This window comes from Acinetobacter sp. CE-15 (assembly GCF_051059255.1).
Classification (GTDB): domain Bacteria; phylum Pseudomonadota; class Gammaproteobacteria; order Pseudomonadales; family Moraxellaceae; genus Acinetobacter; species Acinetobacter guillouiae.
Map to the genome: position 1 here is coordinate 621,441 of NZ_CP192737.1, position 19,850 is coordinate 641,290.

At 40.7% G+C, this 19,850-nt stretch carries 14 protein-coding genes; 10 read left to right on the forward strand and 4 right to left on the reverse strand.

The features are described 5' to 3' along the window. Positions 1–76 precede the first annotated feature (76 nt). On the reverse strand, positions 77–3,433 hold the full coding sequence (locus tag ACQ7EO_RS02955) for an SNF2-related protein (RefSeq protein WP_434278840.1): 3,357 nt from the start codon (positions 3,431–3,433) through the stop codon (positions 77–79). A gap of 194 nt (positions 3,434–3,627) precedes the next feature. On the opposite strand from ACQ7EO_RS02955, the gene ACQ7EO_RS02960 reads away from it, so the two are divergent. Together ACQ7EO_RS02960 and ACQ7EO_RS02965 are read left to right on the forward strand one after the other, a co-directional pair. Beyond that, complete coding sequence (locus ACQ7EO_RS02960) at positions 3,628–4,791, forward strand: acyl-CoA dehydrogenase family protein (RefSeq protein ID WP_056515669.1); 1,164 nt, start codon at positions 3,628–3,630, stop codon at positions 4,789–4,791. Positions 4,792–4,863: 72 nt separating this feature from the next. Continuing rightward, positions 4,864–6,033, forward strand: a complete 1,170-nt coding sequence (locus ACQ7EO_RS02965; RefSeq protein ID WP_004817883.1) for an acyl-CoA dehydrogenase family protein — start codon at positions 4,864–4,866, stop codon at positions 6,031–6,033. A 137-nt stretch (positions 6,034–6,170) separates the two neighbouring features. On the opposite strand, the gene ACQ7EO_RS02970 is transcribed toward ACQ7EO_RS02965, so the two are convergent. Continuing rightward, the gene (locus ACQ7EO_RS02970; protein ID WP_434278841.1) at positions 6,171–6,770 is read right to left on the reverse strand and encodes a TetR/AcrR family transcriptional regulator; all 600 of its coding nucleotides are present in this window, start codon (positions 6,768–6,770) and stop codon (positions 6,171–6,173) included. Positions 6,771–6,936: 166 nt separating this feature from the next. Between ACQ7EO_RS02970 and ACQ7EO_RS02975 the strand changes: the two genes are divergently transcribed. The 7 genes from ACQ7EO_RS02975 (at position 6,937) to ACQ7EO_RS03005 (ending at position 16,314) form a co-directional block, all read left to right on the forward strand. Further along, positions 6,937–8,727: an acyclic terpene utilization AtuA family protein gene (locus tag ACQ7EO_RS02975; RefSeq protein WP_434278842.1), complete on the forward strand. Its 1,791-nt coding sequence runs from the start codon at positions 6,937–6,939 to the stop codon at positions 8,725–8,727. A gap of 96 nt (positions 8,728–8,823) precedes the next feature. Next, positions 8,824–9,735, forward strand: coding sequence for an SDR family oxidoreductase (locus tag ACQ7EO_RS02980; protein ID WP_004817877.1), 912 nt, complete (start codon positions 8,824–8,826; stop codon positions 9,733–9,735). After that, a complete protein-coding gene (locus tag ACQ7EO_RS02985) occupies positions 9,732–11,345 on the forward strand; it encodes an acyl-CoA carboxylase subunit beta (protein ID WP_004724110.1) in 1,614 nt (537 codons plus the stop codon). Before ACQ7EO_RS02980 ends, ACQ7EO_RS02985 begins: the two co-directional genes overlap by 4 nt. Before the next feature lie 105 nt (positions 11,346–11,450). Next, positions 11,451–12,608 (forward strand): acyl-CoA dehydrogenase family protein, encoded by a 1,158-nt coding sequence (locus ACQ7EO_RS02990; RefSeq protein WP_434278843.1) that lies wholly within the window; start codon positions 11,451–11,453, stop codon positions 12,606–12,608. A gap of 14 nt (positions 12,609–12,622) precedes the next feature. After that, positions 12,623–13,456: an enoyl-CoA hydratase/isomerase family protein gene (locus ACQ7EO_RS02995; RefSeq protein ID WP_004724107.1), complete on the forward strand. Its 834-nt coding sequence runs from the start codon at positions 12,623–12,625 to the stop codon at positions 13,454–13,456. A 94-nt stretch (positions 13,457–13,550) separates the two neighbouring features. Beyond that, complete coding sequence (locus ACQ7EO_RS03000; protein ID WP_434278844.1) at positions 13,551–15,491, forward strand: acetyl-CoA carboxylase biotin carboxylase subunit; 1,941 nt, start codon at positions 13,551–13,553, stop codon at positions 15,489–15,491. 157 nt (positions 15,492–15,648) lie between these two features. Then, positions 15,649–16,314 carry an RluA family pseudouridine synthase gene (locus ACQ7EO_RS03005; protein WP_004724105.1) on the forward strand — a complete coding sequence of 222 codons (666 nt, stop codon included), beginning with the start codon at positions 15,649–15,651 and terminating at the stop codon, positions 16,312–16,314. A gap of 57 nt (positions 16,315–16,371) precedes the next feature. On the opposite strand, the gene ACQ7EO_RS03010 is transcribed toward ACQ7EO_RS03005, so the two are convergent. Beyond that, positions 16,372–17,682, reverse strand: coding sequence for an MFS transporter (locus ACQ7EO_RS03010; RefSeq protein ID WP_004817867.1), 1,311 nt, complete (start codon positions 17,680–17,682; stop codon positions 16,372–16,374). 137 nt (positions 17,683–17,819) lie between these two features. Then, complete coding sequence (gene trhA, locus ACQ7EO_RS03015) at positions 17,820–18,464, reverse strand: PAQR family membrane homeostasis protein TrhA (protein ID WP_004817865.1); 645 nt, start codon at positions 18,462–18,464, stop codon at positions 17,820–17,822. 101 nt (positions 18,465–18,565) lie between these two features. Between trhA and ACQ7EO_RS03020 the strand changes: the two genes are divergently transcribed. Then, positions 18,566–19,816, forward strand: coding sequence for a class I SAM-dependent methyltransferase (locus tag ACQ7EO_RS03020; protein WP_434278845.1), 1,251 nt, complete (start codon positions 18,566–18,568; stop codon positions 19,814–19,816). Positions 19,817–19,850: the final 34 nt, after the last annotated feature.

Below are 19,850 nucleotides of genomic sequence, written 5' to 3' on the forward strand. Positions count from 1 at the left end.
AAAAAGCACTATCAAACACTTTTTTGATTTAAGCTCTATGCGTAAAATTCACTATCTACATTATAGGTGGTGATTATCAATCCAATAAACTCATGACATCATCTTCAGATAATTTCACTTCATTTTCATGATCAATACTTAGAATAGATTTGGCAAGATCAGCTTTATTTTTCTGTAATGCTAAAATCTTTTCTTCAATACTTTGGTTGGTAATCAACTTATAAACAAATACAGGTTTATCTTGACCGATACGCCATGCACGATCAGAGGCTTGATCTTCAGCCGCTGGGTTCCACCAAGGGTCATAATGAATCACTGTATCAGCAGCAGTGAGATTAAGCCCTACACCGCCTGCCTTTAAGCTGATGAGGAAAACAGGAATATCGCCTGCTTGGAATGCCGTGATCACTTCATCACGTTTCTTGGTTTGTCCAGTAAGTTTTACATTTCGGATATTTAAGGTTTTTAAATGCTCTTCAATGAGTTGTAGCATCGTGGTGAATTGAGAGAAGATTAAAATCTTGCGTCCTTCCTCAACCATATCTTGAACCATTTCCAATAAATGATCTAATTTTGCTGATTCAACATTTTGATTTTTGACTTGATCAAGCTGTAAAAGGCTTGGATGGCAGCAAACTTGTCGAAGCTTAAGCAATGCACTTAAAATTTGAATCTGGCTACGATGGAAGCCTTTAGCTGCAATCAACTCACGAATATTCTTTTGCATTGTTGCACGAACAGCTTCGTAGAGCTTAGATTGCTGTTCATTCATATCAATATTGACTTCAATCGTGGTTTTTTCAGGAAGCTCTTTCGCCACCTCTGTTTTTAAACGACGCAACATAAACGGTTTAATACGAGAAATGAGTTTGGTTTTAACCTGAATATCTGCATGTTTCTCGATAGGATTGCGATATTTTTTATTAAACAGTTCCTGACTATATAAAAAACCAGGCATTAAGAAATGGAACAATGACCATAACTCACCCAAATGGTTTTCCATCGGTGTACCAGTTAAGCATAGACGATGTTTTGCTTTGATTTGTCGTACCACTTGAGAGGCTTTGGCACGTGGATTCTTAATGTTTTGCGCTTCATCCAAAATCAATAAATGATATTGATAGGGCAGTAAAAATTCTTCATCACGGCCCAAAAGCGGGTAGGTACTCAACACAATATCTACGTTTTTAATCTCTTGAAAATGCTCGACTCGATCATGTCCTTGTAAGACCAAAACTTTTAATTCAGGGGTGAATTTCTCAGCTTCTTTACGCCAGTTATGCATTAAAGAGGTTGGTGCAATAATCAAGGCTGGGCGTTGATTTAATCGGCCTGCCTGCTTTTCTAATAGAATATGCGCAAGTGTTTGTGCTGTTTTACCGAGTCCCATATCATCGGCAAGGATACCGCCATGTTCAGTTTCACGTAAAAACTGTAGCCATGCTAAACCTTGTTGTTGATATGGGCGTAGTTCGCCTTGGAAGCCTTGTGGTGTACAGATTTGATCTTGATAACTATTTTGAAGCTTTTCAGCAAATATTTTCAGGCGTTCGTTGGTGCGCCAAGGCATGCCCAAATGATGCTGTAAATCTAAGAATTGAGCGGCATCGTATTGATCTAATGTTGCAGATTCAGGATGTCGTAAAATTTCTTTTAAATAGATCAGAATGGGCTTAATTTCTTGATTTCTAAGCGCCAGTTGTGTTTGAGCTTCTTTTAAATGAACAATTAAGAAGCTGTCACTGTCCATTTTTTCAATATAGTCATCTTCTAAAAGATGTGGATTATGCTGTATCGCATAGCCAAGAAGATCAATCAGGTTATAGGTGTTGCCATTCATATCCTGAATCGTCGCACCGACATTAAACCAGTCTTGTTTTTTTTCAGATTCGTTCAATGAGAGCTGCAGGTTTTGTGTTGCACTTAAATTGAACTGACTATCTAGGGTATGTTCAACTTTCCAGCCGAGACCTTCGATTTTATTTTCAGGAACCAGCTGCTCAACCCAAGCCATGGGATCTGCATAAACAATTGAGTTTTCAGTGATGTCATCAAAAGCAGGGCGTTTACTCTTTGGTAGCTTGCTAATCCGTTGCATGGATTTAACTGAATGAATTAATTCATCAATATGTTTCTTTTCAGCAACTAAATCGCGTTGTTGGCGAACCGCTTTTTCATCAATATTGATAATGAAACTGTCATCAGGGAAACCCGCTTTAATTCGTCCAGCTGAGTATTCAAATTCAATTTCAGCAATTGCATAATGATGCATATGACCAAGACGATCATATTGCGGATGTGTTCCAAAACGTAAAATAGGTGTGGGTTTACCTTTTAATATTTCTATACTTTGTGTAAATGGCGCTTGAGGTAAATCTTCAAAAAATGCATAGGGTTGAATCACTTGCTCAAATTCAGCCATTAACTCCACAGGCATTTGTGGCATATTTAGCAATTCTTCGATCATTTCACTAGAATATAAAGACTCAAGTACACCGACTTGGTTTTTAAGGGTATCGAGATAACTTAATGGATGAGAATGAATAATATAAATTTGTTCAGCATGGTCAGGTGGAATTTCTAGATGATTTTCATCAAAAAATTGTGCTTTAAGTTTCTCTGTTTGTTGTTCTGTACGCGTTTGCCAGTTGAATTCAATTTTATAAGCTTGATCAGACCATGTTAAAGGTAATCTTTGTACATCTAGTGCGTAACAAGCGCTACTTTGAATAGCCGTTCTTAGGTGTTCTTGATAGATTCCTGAAATATCCCATGACGCTGGATAAAAATGAACATCGCTAAAATTTAGCTTAGCGAAAAAGTACAAATGACTAAAGATTTTCTTTTCTTCTTTGCTCACTTTAAGACGTTCATTTAATACATTGTCATAGCTGGTATAGAGCGCGGTATCTCTAATTTTTCCATCTTTGTTACGACGAACTTTAAAAACACTAAGTTGTAATTTGGCGGTGTTATTTTTTGGTTGGAAAATATAAATTAGTTGGTGCTGTACTGGCGTTTCAGTGCGTTGAACTTGTGCCAATTGTTGTTTAAATTGAGCGAGCCAAGCTTTTGCCGTGGTGTGGGTAGAACTATTTGTTGTGGTTTGAGCTTGGTCTAATGGGTTTAGTTTTTGACGTGCAGCTGGGTTGGAAAGTTGTTGATCATAAAAATAACGTGCAAGTGCAGCCGAATGCTTACAATCGTAACCAACAGGGCAACTACAGTCGGTATCCACAATTTTATTGGTTAAAGGATTATAGATAACAGCCGTTTCATAATAATCCGTTCCCTGAATTTGTGCTTCGATGACTAAATTATCCCGATCAGGGTAGACCTCTAAGGATTTTAGATCAATTTTTTTGACATAACTCAAGCTTCTTTGAATGGTTGCAGGGTTAAAACGTGATAAAAATTGATTCAATGTCGCCATTATTTATAGAGCTAAAAATTAAAAGGAAATTACTAACAGTGTAACGGATTTTTGATCATGAATCTGAAATTAATATATGAGTTTTGATCAAAAATGACATGTTTTTAAATACAAATTGATCGTTTCTGCAACTTTAAATTAAATAAAATCTGTCAGTATAAGTTTTTCAAAATAATGCTGGGAAGCAAATCAAGATGAAGCATAATCCAATTTACTATACAGATCAGCATTTTGCATTTGCAGATTCCATTCGAAAGTTTGTTCAAAAAGAATTAATGCCACATATCAATCAATGGGAAGAGGCAGAAACCTTTCCAAAAGAACTTTATAAAAAAGCCGCAGATATCGGCTTATTGGGGATAGGCTTTGACGAAAACTATGGGGGAATTCCAGAAACCGATGCTTTTCATGTGTTGTTGTCTTCGATTGAGTTAGCCAAAACAGGTTCAGGTGGTTTATGTGCCTCCTTATTGTCACACTCGATTGGCGCACCTCCAATCAATCATTTTGCTTCAGATGAGATTAAACAAACTGTACTGACTCAAATCTTGGCAGGCGAAAAAATTTCAGCGTTGGCGATTACTGAACCCACGGGTGGGTCTGATGTAGCAGCACTTAAAACCAAAGCTGTACGGGATGGTCAAGACTATATTGTCAGTGGAGAAAAAACCTTTATTACATCGGGCATTCGTGCGGATTATTATACCGTTGCGGTACGTACAGATCCTGATGCCAAAGGCCCGAATGGTATCTCGATGTTATTGATGGATGCTCATAGTGATGGCATAAGCAAATCAAAACTCGACAAAATGGGATGGTGGGCTTCGGATACGGCCCATCTCCATTTTGATCAAGTTCGTGTTCCTGCAAGCAATTTGTTGGGGGCAGAAAATATGGGTTTCCTTGTGATTATGAATAACTTCAATATGGAGCGGTTTTTTCTTGCTGCCAGTAGTTATGGTTTTGCATTAGCCTGTTATGAAGAAGCATTGGAATGGGCACAAGAACGAAAAACCTTTGGTAAACGTTTAGTTGATCATCAAGTGGTTCGGCATAAATTAGTCGATATGGCGACTCGCTTAACCACAACACTTGCTTTGTTGGAGGATACTGCTTATCGCTTAGGGAAGCCTGAAATGCAGGGCAATGAGTTGATTGCGCAAATCTGTATGCTTAAAAATGTGGCCACTCAAACTATGCAATTTTGTGCCGATGCAGCTGTACAAACTTTAGGGGGCATGGGCTTTATGCGAGGCACCAAGTCTGAACGGATTTACCGTGATGTTAAAGTCAATATGATTGGTGGTGGGGCGGAAGAAATTATGAAAGACCTCGCGAGTCGTCAATTGGGCTATTAGAATATCGAGAATGGATTAAACTAGAACTGTACACAATAAATCGCAATAAAAATAAGCAGGGAACAACAAGATATGGATCATTTAAATAACCCGATTTACTACACCGCTGAGCATCGTGCATTTGCAGACAGTGTGAAGAAATTTGTTGAAAAAGAGATTTCTCCTTTTGTCAATGAATGGGATGAGGCTGAAACTTTTCCTCGTGCGCTTTATCAAAAGGCTGCTGCAATTGGTCTATTGGGTTTAGGCTTTGATGATGAGCATGGAGGAATCTCAGATGCAGATGCATTTCATGTATTCTTAGCCGCAGTTGAAACAGCCAAAGCAGGCTCTGGTGGCGTACATATTTCTTTGATGATTCATACCATTGGTACACCACCAATTCATCATTTTGCCCAGCCGCATATTCGTGACAAGGTGATGCCACAAATTATTTCAGGCGAAAAAATTTCTGCACTTGCGATTACTGAACCAAGCGGCGGTTCTGATGTTGCTGCATTACAAACCAAAGCAATCCGCGAAGGTGATTTTTATTTGGTCAGTGGTGAAAAAACCTTTATTACTTCAGGTATGCGCGCAGATTATTATACGGTAGCGGTGAGAACCGATCCTGAAAATAAAGGTGCGAGTGGTATTTCGATGTTATTGGTTGATGCACATAGTGATGGCATCACTAAATCACCTTTAAAGAAAATGGGTTGGTGGGCATCAGATACTGCTCATTTGCATTTTGACCAAGTGAAAGTTCCTGTAGAAAATCTTCTTGGTGAAGAAAATGCAGGCTTTAAGGTCATTATGAAAAACTTCAATATGGAACGCTTTTGGTTGGCCTCTATGGCCTATGGTTACGCCTTGGTCTGTTATCAAGAAGCTTTAGAGTGGTCTAAAGCGCGGAAGACTTTTGGAAAACGCTTAGTTGATCATCAAGTGGTACGACATAAGTTGGTTGATATGGCAACGCGTTTAACCACAACACGGGCATTATTGGAAGATACTGCGTATCGTATGGGGCAAGCTGAACTACAGGGCAGTGATTTAATTGCGCAAATTTGTATGTCAAAGAATATCGCAACCCAAACCATGCAGTTCTGTGCAGATGCAGCAGTGCAAACCTTGGGTGGCATGGGCTTTATGCGAGGGACTAAATCTGAGCGTATTTATCGTGAGGTCAAAGTAAATATGATCGGTGGCGGTGCTGAAGAAATCATGAAAGATTTGATTAGTAAGCAGTTGGGATTTTGATCACTCCTTTGGGAATGATAAAAACTTACAATGCTGGTTTCAGCTAAAAATAACCATAGGTGCGCTAGAGGCTTAGGGTTATTGTTAATTTAAGGAGTCTTTATCTGAAATATGAGGTTTGCGAAGATAAACTGTGCTCATTTCAAAGCCATTTCCAAAACGATTTCAGTTAGTTCATCTAAGCTCATTTTACCATTGGGATTATACCAAGTGACGGTCCAAGCAATCGCACCGCCCAACAAACGGCGCCAAATAAAAGCATCATGCTGAATTTTGCTGAGGTCGCGTAATTTCTCAATCACATCGAACCAGATATCCTCATAATCATTTCGCAGTTTAAGAAGTTCATCTTGCCGTTGTTTTGACAATGCAAACCATTCATAAACTAAAACAGCCATGGCTGAACCGGTATCTCCAGTAATCGAAATTAACTCAGCTTTGATCAAGTGTTTTAACTGTTGTTCAGCATCATCCGATTTTTGGATTGCATCAAGCATACGGGCATGATTGTAAATAATGGTTTCATGCATGACATTGGCAAGAATATCATCCTTGCTTTTAAAATGATGAAATAAGCTACCCGATTGAATTCCAATAAAATTTGCTAACTCACGAACTGTGGTTTTGGCATAACCTTGCTTATGAAATAAATAAGCAGCACCAAGTAATAAACGACCTTTAGGGCTGTCATCAAAACATGCGATTGGTTGGATATCATCGATTGAGTGAGCAATCATCGGATCATTTTTTCCATAAAGTTAAGCAAATTATTCATTGTTTAAAACGTGTTTTAGCACATTTGCCAATTCAGAATAACATTTTGCCCTTTACAAACCAAGCGCTTGCTTGGTAGATTGATGTATAAATTTTATTCAGAACAATGAAAACAAGATAGGTGTGAAAATGGAAGATCAGCGTATTGTGAAAATTGGATGTGCTTCAGGTTTCTGGGGGGACACCAATACCGCAGCATTTCAGTTGGTACATTTGTCTGACATCAATTATTTGGTTTTTGATTACCTTTCAGAAATCACCATGTCTATCATGGCAAAAGCGATGATGACCAATCCAGAACATGGTTATGCTTTGGATTTTGTCAGTCGGGTGATAACACCGCTGCTTAAAAAAATCAGTGATAAAAAAATAAAAGTGATTAGCAATGCTGGTGGTGTCAATCCATTGGCATGTCGTGATGCCTTGCAGAAAGTGCTTGAAGCACAAGGATTGGATTTAAAAATTGCAGTGGTATTGGGGGATGACCTATTACCACAACAAGCCGAATTAAATACACAAAATATTAAAGAGATGTTTAGTGGCGAAGATTTGCCTAGCCAATTAGCCAGTTGTAACGCATATCTAGGAGCTGTTCCAATTCGAGACGCACTTGATCAAGGTGCCGATATTGTCATCACTGGGCGAGTGGTGGATTCAGCTGTGGTGCTTGCACCTTTGTTGCATGAATATCAATGGTCCTTAGAGGATTATGACAAGCTGTCCCAAGGTTCTTTAGCAGGGCATATCATTGAGTGTGGTGCACAATGTACAGGTGGCAATTTCACGGATTGGCGCTTAGTACAAGGCTTTGACAATATGGGGTTTCCAATTGTTGAAGTGAAAGCAGATGCATCATTTATTGTGACTAAACCAAAAGGAACCGGTGGACTGGTTTCGGTTGCAACTGTCGCTGAACAAGTTGTCTATGAAATTGGCAATCCGCAAGCGTATTTACTGCCCGATGTCACAGCAGATTTTAGCCAAGTGAAATTAGAACAGGTGGGTGAAGATCGAGTTTTAGTGATTGGCGCAAAAGGTAGAGCACCAACACAACAATATAAAGTCAGTGCAACCTATCCCGATGGTTATCGTGTTTTGGTGAGTTTCCTGATAGCAGGACGCGAAGCTCCTGAAAAAGCCCAAGTAATTGCAGATGCAATATTAACTAAGTGTGAGCGTGTTTTAGCATTACGTTCAGTTCCGCCATTCTTAGAAAAATCAGTTGAAATATTGGGTATTGAAAGTACCTATGGTGCAAATGCGCAGCAGATCAATAGTCGAGAAGTGGTTGTCAAAATCGCTGTAAAGCACATGTTTAAAGAAGCATGTATGTTCTTTGCTTCTGAAATTGCCCAAGCATCTACCGGAATGGCACCTGCATTGGCTGGAATTGTTGGGGGGCGTCCCAAAGCTTCTCCTGTGATCAAGTTGTTCTCGTTTATAGTGGATAAATCAAAACTAAGTGTTGCGATCGACATCAATGGTCAGCGTCAAAATATCCAGATTCCCTCAGGTTGCTCAGATCAATCTTTTGATGTTGTTGCAGTGGGGGAGGTTGCTCAATTTACGGGTCAGGAGATTGAAGTTCCTTTAGTTGAAATTGCCCATGCTCGAAGTGGCGATAAAGGCAATCACAGCAATATTGGAGTGATCGCACGTCAGCCTGAATATCTACCCTGGATTCGCGCCAATTTGACTGAGGAAAAGGTCAAAGAATATATGCAGCATGTTTTAGACCCTGAAAAGTCTAAAGTGACTCGTTATGAAATCACGGGGTTTAATGCCTTAAATTTTATGCTGGAAAATGCCTTAGGTGGTGGAGGAATTGCCAGTTTACGTATTGATCCACAAGGTAAAGCTTTTGCTCAGCAGCTTTTAGATATGCCAGTCAAAATCCCACCGAGTTTAAAGTCCTTCTAATCCTTGTTTATGAACGTGGGGTGAATTCCTCGCTTTTTAAAAGGGAGCTTGGAGCGGGATTTAAGCAAGTTAAAAGACAACAATTTGGATATAAAAATGCATTATCACTCAATATTTAGATCGGATGCTTTTCAGGACCAAGTCATCATTGTGACCGGTGGTGGTTCGGGTATAGGACGCTGTACTGCTCATGAACTGGCTGCTTTAGGGGCTCAAGTGGTGATTACAGGGCGAAAAATTGAAAAGCTGGAAAATGTCAGCAAAGAAATCATCGAAGATGGTGGCAAAGTTCATTTTATCGTTTGTGATAATCGCGAAGAACACAACGTGAAAGAGATGATTGCTGAAGTGATTGAAAAATTTGGCAGACTTGATGGGCTTGTTAATAACGCTGGCGGTCAGTTTCCCTCAAATTTAGAAGGCATTTCTGCCAACGGTTTTGATGCTGTGGTACGCAACAATCTGCATTCAACTTTCTACTTAATGAAAGAAGCCTATAACCAGTGGATGGCAAAACATGGTGGCAGTATTGTCAATATGGCAGCCGATATGTGGGGTGGCATGCCGGGGATGGGACACTCTGGTGCAGCCCGTGCTGGGGTAGATAATTTAACCAAAACAGCAGCGGTGGAATGGGGCCGTTCTGGGGTACGTGTTAACTGTGTTGCACCTGGTTGGGTTGTTTCTTCAGGAATGGACAATTACACCGGTGATTTTGCCAAATTTATTATTCCAAGTTTGGCGGGGAATGTACCACTGAAACGAATGGGCACCGAATCTGAAATTTCTTCAGCGATCTGCTATTTGCTTTCAGAAGCAGCAGGTTTTATTTCTGGCATGACGATTCGTATTGATGGCGCTGCATCCTTAGGCACTCGAATGTATCCATTGGCAGATGCTTCGAATAGCGAGTCGTTTAATGGCTTCCATCGTGCCTTTATTCCAGATGTATTAAAACAACAATTGAGTGATCAAACCAATAACCAACAGACAGGAGAAAATTCATGACTGTTCTCCAATCCGAAATTGCAGTTGGCAGTGAGCAATTTGAACAGAACAAGCAGGCATTACTTGCTCAAATTGCCGAAGTGCGTGCAGTACAAAATAAGAATATTGAAAAATCTTATGCAGCCAAACCCAAATTTGACAAGAAAGGTAAAATTTTACCGCATGAACGTGTCCGTTTAGCTCTTGATGCTGATTCACCATTTGTAGAACTGTGTGGCTTGGTGGGTTATGCCATGCATGATGATAAAGATGGTTCAGATGCAGGTGGTGGGATTATTTCAGGGATCGGTTTTGTCAGCGGTGTTCGTTGTCTGATTTCAGCAAGTAACAGTGCAATCAAAGGCGGAACAATGTCACCGATGGGGGTACAAAAAACCTTACGTCTTCAAGCAATCGCTTTTGAACAGAAATTACCGATGTTGACTCTCACTGAAAGTGGGGGTGCCAACTTAAATTACGCTGCTGAAGTATTTACTTATGGTGGAATGACCTTTGCCAATCAGGCACGACTGTCTGCTGCAGGCTTACCCCAAGTCTCAGTGGTACATGGCAATGCAACTGCGGGTGGAGCGTATCAACCGGGTCTATCTGATTATGTGATTGCAGTTCGTAAGCAAACTGAGATGTTACTCGCAGGACCACCTTTACTTTTGGCGGCGACAGGAGAAGTGGCAACAGCAGAGGAACTCGGTGGCGCAGAGATGCATGCACAGGTTGCTGGAACAGCCGAATTCTTAGCCGAGAATGATGCTGATGGGATTCGTATTGCCCGTGAGGTTTTTGAGCATCTTAACTGGAAAGAACAAACTCAAAAGTTAAACTTAAGCTATAAAGAGCCACGTTATCCTGCCGAGGAGCTGTTAGGGATCATTCCTGCAAGTCCGAAGCAGCCTTTTGACATGAAAGATGTGATTGCACGAATTGTTGATGACTCTGAATTCTTTGAAGTAAAACAAGAATATGATGCATTGACCGTGTGTGGTTGGGCAAAAATTGGTGGATTACATATCGGAATTATCACCAACAATGGACCGATTACCCCACAAGGCGCCACTAAAGCTGCACAGTTCATTCACCTCTGTGAACAGACCAAACGCCCCTTACTGTTTTTACATAACACCACAGGCTTTATGGTCGGAACTGATGCTGAACAGAACGGCATTATTAAGCATGGTTCAAAATTGATTCAGGCCGTTGCCAATACTACTGTACCGAAAATTTCTATCGTTGTGGCTGGTTCTTATGGTGCGGGCAATTACGCCATGTGTGGACGTCCATTGTCACCGCAATTTATTTTTGCATGGCCAAACTCGCATGTGGCGGTGATGGGTTCAGCTCAGGCAGGCAAGGTGTTACGTATCGTAGCGGAAGGAAAACAAAAAGCTTCAGGGATGGAGCCTAACGAGCAGATGCTGGATTTCTTAGAGCAAAGTACAGCAGCAAAATTAGAACAGCAGTCAACTGCCTTATTTAATACGGCCATGTTGCATGATGATGGAATTATCGACCCGCGTGATACACGCAAAGTCCTGATCTTCTTATTAGAAACAATTTATGAAGCAGAACATCGCAAACTAAATCCAATACGATTTGGTGTATCGAGGCTTTAAAAGTCCTCGGCCTTTGCAAAACTCATCGTTCCTCATCTTTTAAAAGTGAGGTGTTCTCCGCTTTATTAAAGCGAGTTAGAGAAGATTAAATTTAAGGAAAAAACAATGAAATTTACAACAGAGCATGAAGCACTACGCCGTACCACACGTCAGTTTGTTGAGACTGAACTCAATCCTTATATTCCGACATGGGAAGCTGAAGGGCGATTTCCTATTCATGATGTGTTTAAAAAACTGTCGGATTTAGGTTTGCTGGGGATTTGTAAGCCTGAAGAAAATGGCGGATTAGGCTTAGATTATTCTTATAACCTTGTGGTTGCAGAAGAATTAGGGCGAGCAGCCTGTGGTGGTGTACCTTTGGCGATTGGTGTGCAAACGGATATGGCAACACCAGCCTTAGCGCGCTTTGGTAGTCAAGAATTACGAGATGAATTTTTAACACCTGCAATTGCGGGTGAATATGTTGCTTCGATTGCTGTATCGGAAGTACATGCAGGTTCAGACGTCGCAGCCATCAAAACCACCGCAAAAAAACAGGGTGATGATTATGTGATTAATGGCAGCAAAATGTGGATTACCAACTCTCTACAAGCTGACTTTTTTTGCTTATTGGTCAATACCTCTGATGATAAACCGCATGTCAATAAGTCCATGATTATTGTTCCTGCAAAATCCGCAGGCATCTCTTTCTCTGAACAGCTTAATAAACTTGGAATGCGTTCAACCACGACAGCAGAAGTCTATTTTGACAATGTTCGTGTACCACAACGCTACTTGGTGGGTGCAGAAGGTATGGGCTTTATGATGCAAATGATGCAGTTCCAAGAAGAACGAATGTGGGCGGCTGCCAATGCAATTGGTGGTTTGGAAAATGTGATTCAACAAACCATTCAATATACCAAAGAACGAAGCACCTTTGGACAACCGTTGATTAACAACCAATATGTACATTTTCGTTTTGCGGAGTTGATGACCGAAGTGGAAGCTTTACGTGCCTTAACCTATCGTGCTTGTGAAATCCACATTGACGGCGGGAATGCAACAGAAATTGCCTCTATGGCAAAACTTAAAGCAGGTCGTTTGACGCGAGAAGTTGCAGACAGTTGCTTACAGTTCTGGGGTGGAAATGGTTTTATGTGGGATAACCCCGCTTCTCAGCTGTACCGTGATGGCCGTTTAGGTTCGATTGGTGGCGGTGCAGATGAAATTATGCTTGGAATTATTTGTAAGTTGATGGACATCCTTCCATCTAAACGTAAATAACAAGGAGAATAAATATGGCACTTTCGCAATCTCTAACAACACAACAGTTTGATCGCAGTATTGAGCTTGAGCAAGAAGGTAGCATTTTAACCCTATGGCTTAATCGACCTGAGAGTCGCAATGCCATGAGTTTGAATATGGTCAAAGCGATTCAACAGGTGTTTAAAACGATTCAAGATGATATCTCCATTCGTGCAGTCATTTTACGTGGCAAAGATGGACATTTTTGTGCAGGCGGTGACATTAAAGATATGGCCCAACTGCGTGGTGAGGCCACCAGTGTTGGTTCTAATCAGCCTTATGTTGATTTCAATCGTCAATTTGGACATATGCTGGAGCAAGTGGATCAAGCGCCACAAACCGTTGTTGCAGTTTTAGAAGGTGCAGTATTGGGTGGCGGTTTTGGTTTGGCCTGTGTTTCAGATATTGCAATCAGTCTTGCCGATGCCAAATTTGGTTTACCTGAAACAGGATTAGGGGTTATTCCCGCCCAGATTGCCCCATTTGTGGTAAAGCGAATTGGCTTAACACAAGCGCGCCGTTTGGCTTTACTTGGCGCACGTTTTGAGGGGCATACTGCATTGAAAGTTGGTGTTGTACATGAAGTGGTTGAGAATGAAAAAGCACTGGAAGTTTTATTGATCGAAACCATTCAGCAGATTAAACGTACTGCCCCACAAGCATCTCGTGTGACCAAAGCTTTATTGCACCGTACTTTAAATGAAGCTTTGACGCCTTTATTGGATGATGCCGCACAGCAATTTGCCAATGCTGTGGGGGGCGAAGAAGGTATAGAAGGCACAATGGCCTTTATCCAAAAGCGTCATCCAAATTGGTTTGATGCATAAGTCTGACAATGCGGATCACTGATCTTGATTGAGATCGGTGTGATTCAACCAAGATAATCAAGTGAATATAAAACCAAAAATAGGGAAAACGAGAATGGCATTTTCAAAAATATTGGTGGCGAATCGTGGTGAAATTGCTGTTCGCGTGATGAAAACAGCAAAAGCAATGGGCTATCAGACTGTGGCTGTCTATTCAGATGCAGATCGTTATGCGCGTCATGTACAGCTTGCAGATGAGGCTGTATATATTGGTGCTTCAAAAGTTTCAGCGTCCTATTTATCTATTCAAAATATTATCGACGCATGTAAAAAAACGGGGGCTGATGCTGTTCATCCCGGTTATGGTTTCCTTTCTGAAAATACCGATTTTGCAGCAGCTTGTGCGAAAAATGGAATTACCTTTATTGGCCCACCTGCACCCGCAATTGAATTGATGGGCAGTAAACGCCTGTCAAAAATTGCCATGATTCAGGCGGGTGTACCATGTGTGCCGGGCTATGAAGGTGATCAGCAAGATATAGAGTATTTAGAACAACAAGCCAATAAAATTGGTTATCCACTGATGGTCAAAGCTTCAGCAGGTGGTGGTGGGCGCGGTATGCGTCTGGTACAGCAATCTGCTGATATTGTTGAAGCCTTAAAAACAGCGCGTTCTGAAGCAGAAAATGCCTTTGGTTCAGGTGAGCTGATTCTTGAAAAAGCTGTGATTGCTCCACGCCATGTTGAGATACAGGTGTTTGGCGATACCCACGGCAATTATGTGTATTTATTTGAGCGTGATTGTTCGATACAGCGTCGTCATCAAAAAGTGGTTGAGGAAGCTCCATGCCCAGTGATGACTGAAAGCTTACGCCAACAAATGGGTGAGGCTGCTGTTGCAGCCGCGAAATCATGTGATTATGTCGGTGCAGGAACGGTTGAGTTTTTATTGGATCAATCAGGTGAGTTTTATTTCCTCGAAATGAATACACGTTTGCAAGTCGAGCATCCAGTAACAGAGCTGATCACGGGTTTAGATCTGGTGGAATGGCAACTGCGTGTAGCCAATGGTGAAACCTTGCCCTTACAACAGTCTGAATTGACCTTGTCAGGGCATGCGATAGAAGTTCGCTTATATGCAGAAGACCCACGCCAAGACTTCTTGCCACAGACAGGTCAAATACAGCGCTGGCAAGCTGCTGATTTACCCAATGTTCGAATTGATCATGGTTTGTTGCAACAGGATGAAATTAGTCCGTTTTACGACCCAATGGTGGCAAAAGTCATTGCATATGGTCAAACCCGTCAGGATGCCATTCGGCTCTTGGCGCGTGCTGTAGATGATTGCGTATTGTTGGGGGTGAATAGTAATAAGCAGTTTTTAGTGAATTTGCTTAGACACCCTATTATTGTCAAAGGCGACACCAATACCGCTTTTATTCAGGAACATTTCCAAACAGATGCCAGTTTACATAAACAGGCTTTGGGCTTAGAACACCTAGCTGTTGCTGCGGCACTGTTGACCAATGCTTCCAGTCAAAGCAGTTGGAATACCGGAATTGCGTTATCTTTACCTTTAAAACTCAAACATGATGATCAGTTATTACAGCTTTTAGTGAAACGTGATCAAAACCAAGTGAGCGTTGAAATTTGTGGGCAGACACTTGGGATCAGCATTATTGAACAGCAAGCAGAAAAATTCATTTATGAGGTGGATGGTGTACGCCGTTCGATTGACTATGTCTTAGATGGAAATCAGCTGTATTTAGATGCGGTAAATGGCAATATCAGCATTGAAAATATCACCTATGCAGCACCTGAAACTTCCGATGTCGCAGGCGATGGTAACATTCGTGCACCAATGGATGGTGCGATTATCAATATCTTGGTAAATGCGGGTGATACCGTGACTAAAGGTCAAACTTTGTTGATTTTAGAAGCGATGAAGATTCAGCAACAGATTAAGTCTGATGTTGATGGGGTCGTGAATGAGATTATTGGGCAAGTTGGACAACAGGTAAAGAAACGTCAGTTGGTATTGAATATTCAGGCTTGATTGATCAGATCAAGCGCATTGTATAGGGACTTAAAAACTTCAATATTCTTGTGTATTGGAGTTTTTTTGATTGCTGAAAATAATAAAGCATGTACATGCTTGACAGCTTTTTAGTCTATTGTTATTTTTCGGCAATTCTTCTCAATATGCGATCCACATGCCGATTGATGATGGCTTTGTTTATCAGCCTCCTTTAGATCCACTTGACATTATTTTTGAAGATAATGACTTTGTTGCCATCAATAAACCCGCAGGGTTACTTTCAGTTCCGGGGCGTTTGCCTGAACATCACGACAGTGCTTATTTTCGAGTATTGGCAATATATCCAAATGCCAAGATTACCCATCGTTTGGATATGGCAACCTCAGGCATTCTATTGTTCGCCAAACATCGTGATGCAGAAGTTGCAGCAAGTAAAATGTTTCAAGCGAGAACTGTTAAAAAAAATTATATTGCTTTGGTGCAAGGGCAAATCAATAGCAATGGCCGTGTGGATGTGCCTTTGATTACCGATTGGGAAAATCGTCCACGCCAGATCGTGCATTTTGAGTTAGGCAAACCCGCTCAAACTTTATTTGAATCTGTAAGCTATGATGCTGAAAAGGATGTAAGTCGGGTGCTACTTACACCGATTACAGGACGTTCTCATCAATTACGGGTGCATATGCAATATATTGGGCATCCGATTATGCGCGATAAGCTTTATCATCCTACGCCGTTTAACACCGATTTAGCGCGTATGGCATTGCATGCAAGCTATTTATCTTTTATGCAGCCTTTTAATAATTTACTGGTTGAGATTGTATCTGAGCCCGAGTTTTAGCATTTCGCTAAATCAAAAAAGCCTGCAAAATTGCAGGCTTTGCTCATAGAGAGGGGATTAAACTTGGTTGTTAACATCATCATGTTTTGTTTCACGAATGGCCAAGAATGCCAACAGTGAAAGAATGGATGCTGCTGTCAAGTAGTATCCCACCGCTTGTAAGCCATATTTGGTTGCAAGTTCAGTGGCGATCAGAGGTGCAAAAGATGCGCCCAAAATACCTGCCAAGTTAAAGGTTAATGCAGAGCCTGTATAACGTACAGAAATCGGAAAAATTTCAGACAAGACCGTACCAATTGGACCGTATGTCATTCCCATCAATGCTAAACCTACACATAAGAACAAGAACACAATCACTGTGCTACCTGACTCAAGCATACTGGCAAATACTAAACCAAAAAGTGCAGAGGCAATACATACCCCAATAGAGGTTGCTTTACGCCCAAACTTCTCAGCAAATACAGCAGAAAGCGGAATAAAAGCAGCAAAACACAGTGTTGCGACCAGTTGCATCTCTAAGAATTCTGCACGTGAGTAACCCAGTTGTTTGGTTCCCCAGTTGAGTGCAAATACTGTTGTGAGATAGAACACCACGAATGTACATACCGCAGCAATTGTGCCGAGGAAGAGCATTTTATAATGTTTGGTCACAACTTCTTTAAATGGAACATTAACTTCTTTTTGTTTGTCTAATACTTTCTGGAACGCTGGGGTTTCATGCAATTTTAAGCGAATATATAAGCCCACAATCACCAATGCAGCACTTGCAAGGAATGGAATACGCCAGCCCCATTGCATAAAGTCTGCTTCAGACATCAATGCGCCAAGACCAAGGAATGAACCCGTTGCCAAGATAAAACCGATCGGTGCGCCCAGTTGCGGGAACATCCCATACCAAGCACGTTTGCCTTCAGGTGCATTTTCAGTTGCAAGTAAGACTGCACCAGACCATTCACCACCGAGACCTAAGCCTTGACCTAAACGACAAAGTGCAAGTAATAGCGGTGCAACGATACCAATCTGTGCATAGGTTGGAAGTAGACCAATACATACTGTTGAAACACCCATGGTCAATAAAGCCGCGACGAGAGTTGCTTTACGACCAATACGATCACCTAAGTGACCAAAGATTGCTGCGCCAATAGGGCGGGCAATAAATGCGATGGCAAATGTTGCGAGTGATTGAATTGTTGCCGTCATCGGATCTGTACTTGCAGGGAAGAACAGATGCGGAAAAATGAGGACTGCGGCAGTTGCATAGATATAAAAATCGAAGAATTCGATTGTTGTACCTACAAGACTTGCGAAAAGAACACGAGTCTTTGAATTTGTTTGAATTTCTGGAGTAGCAGTAGATAATGACGCCATGGTGAACCTTACACTTTTAAAAGTAAAACGAGTCTTTAAAGCGTAATCTTTTTAAAAAAGGCGTAATTTCTTAAAAAAACAACGAGATCAACCCAAATTCACTCCATCAGGGTCACTGAATTTTGAGTGTCTATGAATTAAATGACGTAAAGATAGATTGCAAGGAAATGTGATCCTGCACCGACCAAAACAAATATATGCCAAATAGCATGAGTGTATCTTACTCTTTTTAAGGCATAAAACAATGCGCCTATTGTATATGCTAAACCACCAATGACCAATAATTTTAATGCTTCTGGTTTTAAAAACTGTTGCATATCATCCATTACAAGCACGGCAAGCCAACCCATGACCAAATAAGCAATCAGTGAAATTTTTTCAAAACGATGAATGAATATTAACTTGAATAGTGTTCCAATGGCTGCGATGACCCAAAGTGCAATCAATAAATAATGTGCTTTTGCTGTTGGGATGGCAATTGCCAAAAAGGGCGTGTAGGTTCCCGCAATTAAATAATAAATCGCGGTATGATCCAGCTTTTTATACCATTGGCGTTTCTTTTCATCGACAGAAAAATGATAAATTGCTGAACTGGAAAACAGTAAAATCATGCTTAGACCATAGACAAGCAATCCAAAAAATTGCCATCCATGCAGATAGTTGCCTTTAATCAGCATCAAAACAGTCGCTATAGCAGCCAAAATTGCACCGAATGCATGACTCAACGCATTAATACGTTCTTCTTGTGGTGCATAGATGTGAATCAATTTATCTGTCGACATTGGATCTTATTATCCTAAAAATACAACTGTATAGTAATGGAGTTTTACCTTTAAAGTAAGACGTCTTAAAATAGGTAACTTAATTAATACGAGTTTTGATTATGTCCAATGTGGCAAGCTTATCTGTTCAGGAACAACAATTTTTTGATAGCGTACAGCAAGCTATTGATAATCAAAGCTTAGATCGTTTGATTTTAAGTCAGTATAAAGGAGAATTGGTTGATTTAGAGAAAATGACCTTTCGCGTCATTCAGCTACAGAATGAAACGGTTCTAAGCTGTCTATATCGTTATAAAACCAATGATATTACTAAAAACTATCCACTTACCCATGCGTTAACCACGATTCAGGGGCTGGCAGAGGATTGTAAACAAGCCAATTTATTTACCCATGAGGCTGAAACGCAGCTGAAGAAAAATAAAAAGAAAGCCTTGCTGACCGTCAGTAAAAATAAGCTGGATAAAACCGCTAAAAATCAACAACAAGGGCATGATCGTACAAAACATCGTTTTGTCGACCAAGAAAGTTATTTTCTCCAACCGCTCGGCATTACCGATGCCAATGCACAGATTATTCCAAGCATGGCACGTAAGTGGAAGCAGATTAACAAATTTGTTGAAATCTTTTCAGGTGCTTTGGTGCATATTCAACAGCCAGAGGCTTTAGCACATGATAGACAAACCAAAGAGCAGGCTTTAAAAATTGTCGATTTTGGTTCAGGAAAAGGCTATTTAACGTTTGCTTTATATGATTATTTGGCAAAACAACATCAAACTCCATTTGTAACGGGTGTTGAGCTGAATGACAAAATGGTGAAATTTTGCCAAGAGGTTGCGCAAAAGTCTGATTTTAATCAATTGGATTTTTTCCAAGGTGATGTGAGAACGTATCATCCATCCCATTTGGATATTATGATCGCCTTACATGCGTGTGATGTTGCAACAGATTTTGCGATACATACTGGTATCCGTTTAAACGCTCAAATGATTATGTGTGCACCTTGTTGCCATAAAGAATTACGCCCACAATTGAATAGTCCACAAGTGTTACAACCGATGTTGCAATTCGGTATTCATGCAGGACAACAAGCTGAAATGCTGACAGATACCATTCGAGCTCTGTTGCTGAAAGCGTATGGTTATGAAACCAAAGTCTTTGAATTTGTGGCATTAGAACATACCAGTAAAAACAAAATGATTTTGGCAACCAAGCGTAAAGATTTCACTGCACCTGATCAAACAGTCTTAGATCAAATTCGTGCTTTAAAAGAGATGTATGGGATTCAAAAACAATCCTTAGAATTATTATTGAATGATCAGTGGGACCAGCAAGACATTGGCGCTAAGTGCTAGCGCGTTGTGAGGAGAGAACGCAGGTTTAACTGCT

Bases quoted from the DNA above. Each gene is read 5' to 3' on its own strand.
- ACQ7EO_RS03010 (WP_004817867.1), bottom strand. From the start codon at position 17,682: ATGGCGTCATTATCTACTGCTACTCCAGAAATTCAAACAAATTCAAAG.
- ACQ7EO_RS02960 (WP_056515669.1), top strand. From the start codon at position 3,628: ATGAAGCATAATCCAATTTACTATACAGATCAGCATTTTGCATTTGCA.
- ACQ7EO_RS02980 (WP_004817877.1), top strand. From the start codon at position 8,824: ATGCATTATCACTCAATATTTAGATCGGATGCTTTTCAGGACCAAGTC.
- ACQ7EO_RS02955 (WP_434278840.1), bottom strand. From the start codon at position 3,433: ATGGCGACATTGAATCAATTTTTATCACGTTTTAACCCTGCAACCATT.
- ACQ7EO_RS03000 (WP_434278844.1), top strand. From the start codon at position 13,551: ATGGCATTTTCAAAAATATTGGTGGCGAATCGTGGTGAAATTGCTGTT.
- trhA (WP_004817865.1), bottom strand. From the start codon at position 18,464: ATGTCGACAGATAAATTGATTCACATCTATGCACCACAAGAAGAACGT.
- ACQ7EO_RS02970 (WP_434278841.1), bottom strand. From the start codon at position 6,770: ATGATTGCTCACTCAATCGATGATATCCAACCAATCGCATGTTTTGAT.
- ACQ7EO_RS03005 (WP_004724105.1), top strand. From the start codon at position 15,649: ATGCCGATTGATGATGGCTTTGTTTATCAGCCTCCTTTAGATCCACTT.
- ACQ7EO_RS02985 (WP_004724110.1), top strand. From the start codon at position 9,732: ATGACTGTTCTCCAATCCGAAATTGCAGTTGGCAGTGAGCAATTTGAA.
- ACQ7EO_RS02990 (WP_434278843.1), top strand. From the start codon at position 11,451: ATGAAATTTACAACAGAGCATGAAGCACTACGCCGTACCACACGTCAG.
- ACQ7EO_RS02995 (WP_004724107.1), top strand. From the start codon at position 12,623: ATGGCACTTTCGCAATCTCTAACAACACAACAGTTTGATCGCAGTATT.
- ACQ7EO_RS03020 (WP_434278845.1), top strand. From the start codon at position 18,566: ATGTCCAATGTGGCAAGCTTATCTGTTCAGGAACAACAATTTTTTGAT.
- ACQ7EO_RS02965 (WP_004817883.1), top strand. From the start codon at position 4,864: ATGGATCATTTAAATAACCCGATTTACTACACCGCTGAGCATCGTGCA.
- ACQ7EO_RS02975 (WP_434278842.1), top strand. From the start codon at position 6,937: ATGGAAGATCAGCGTATTGTGAAAATTGGATGTGCTTCAGGTTTCTGG.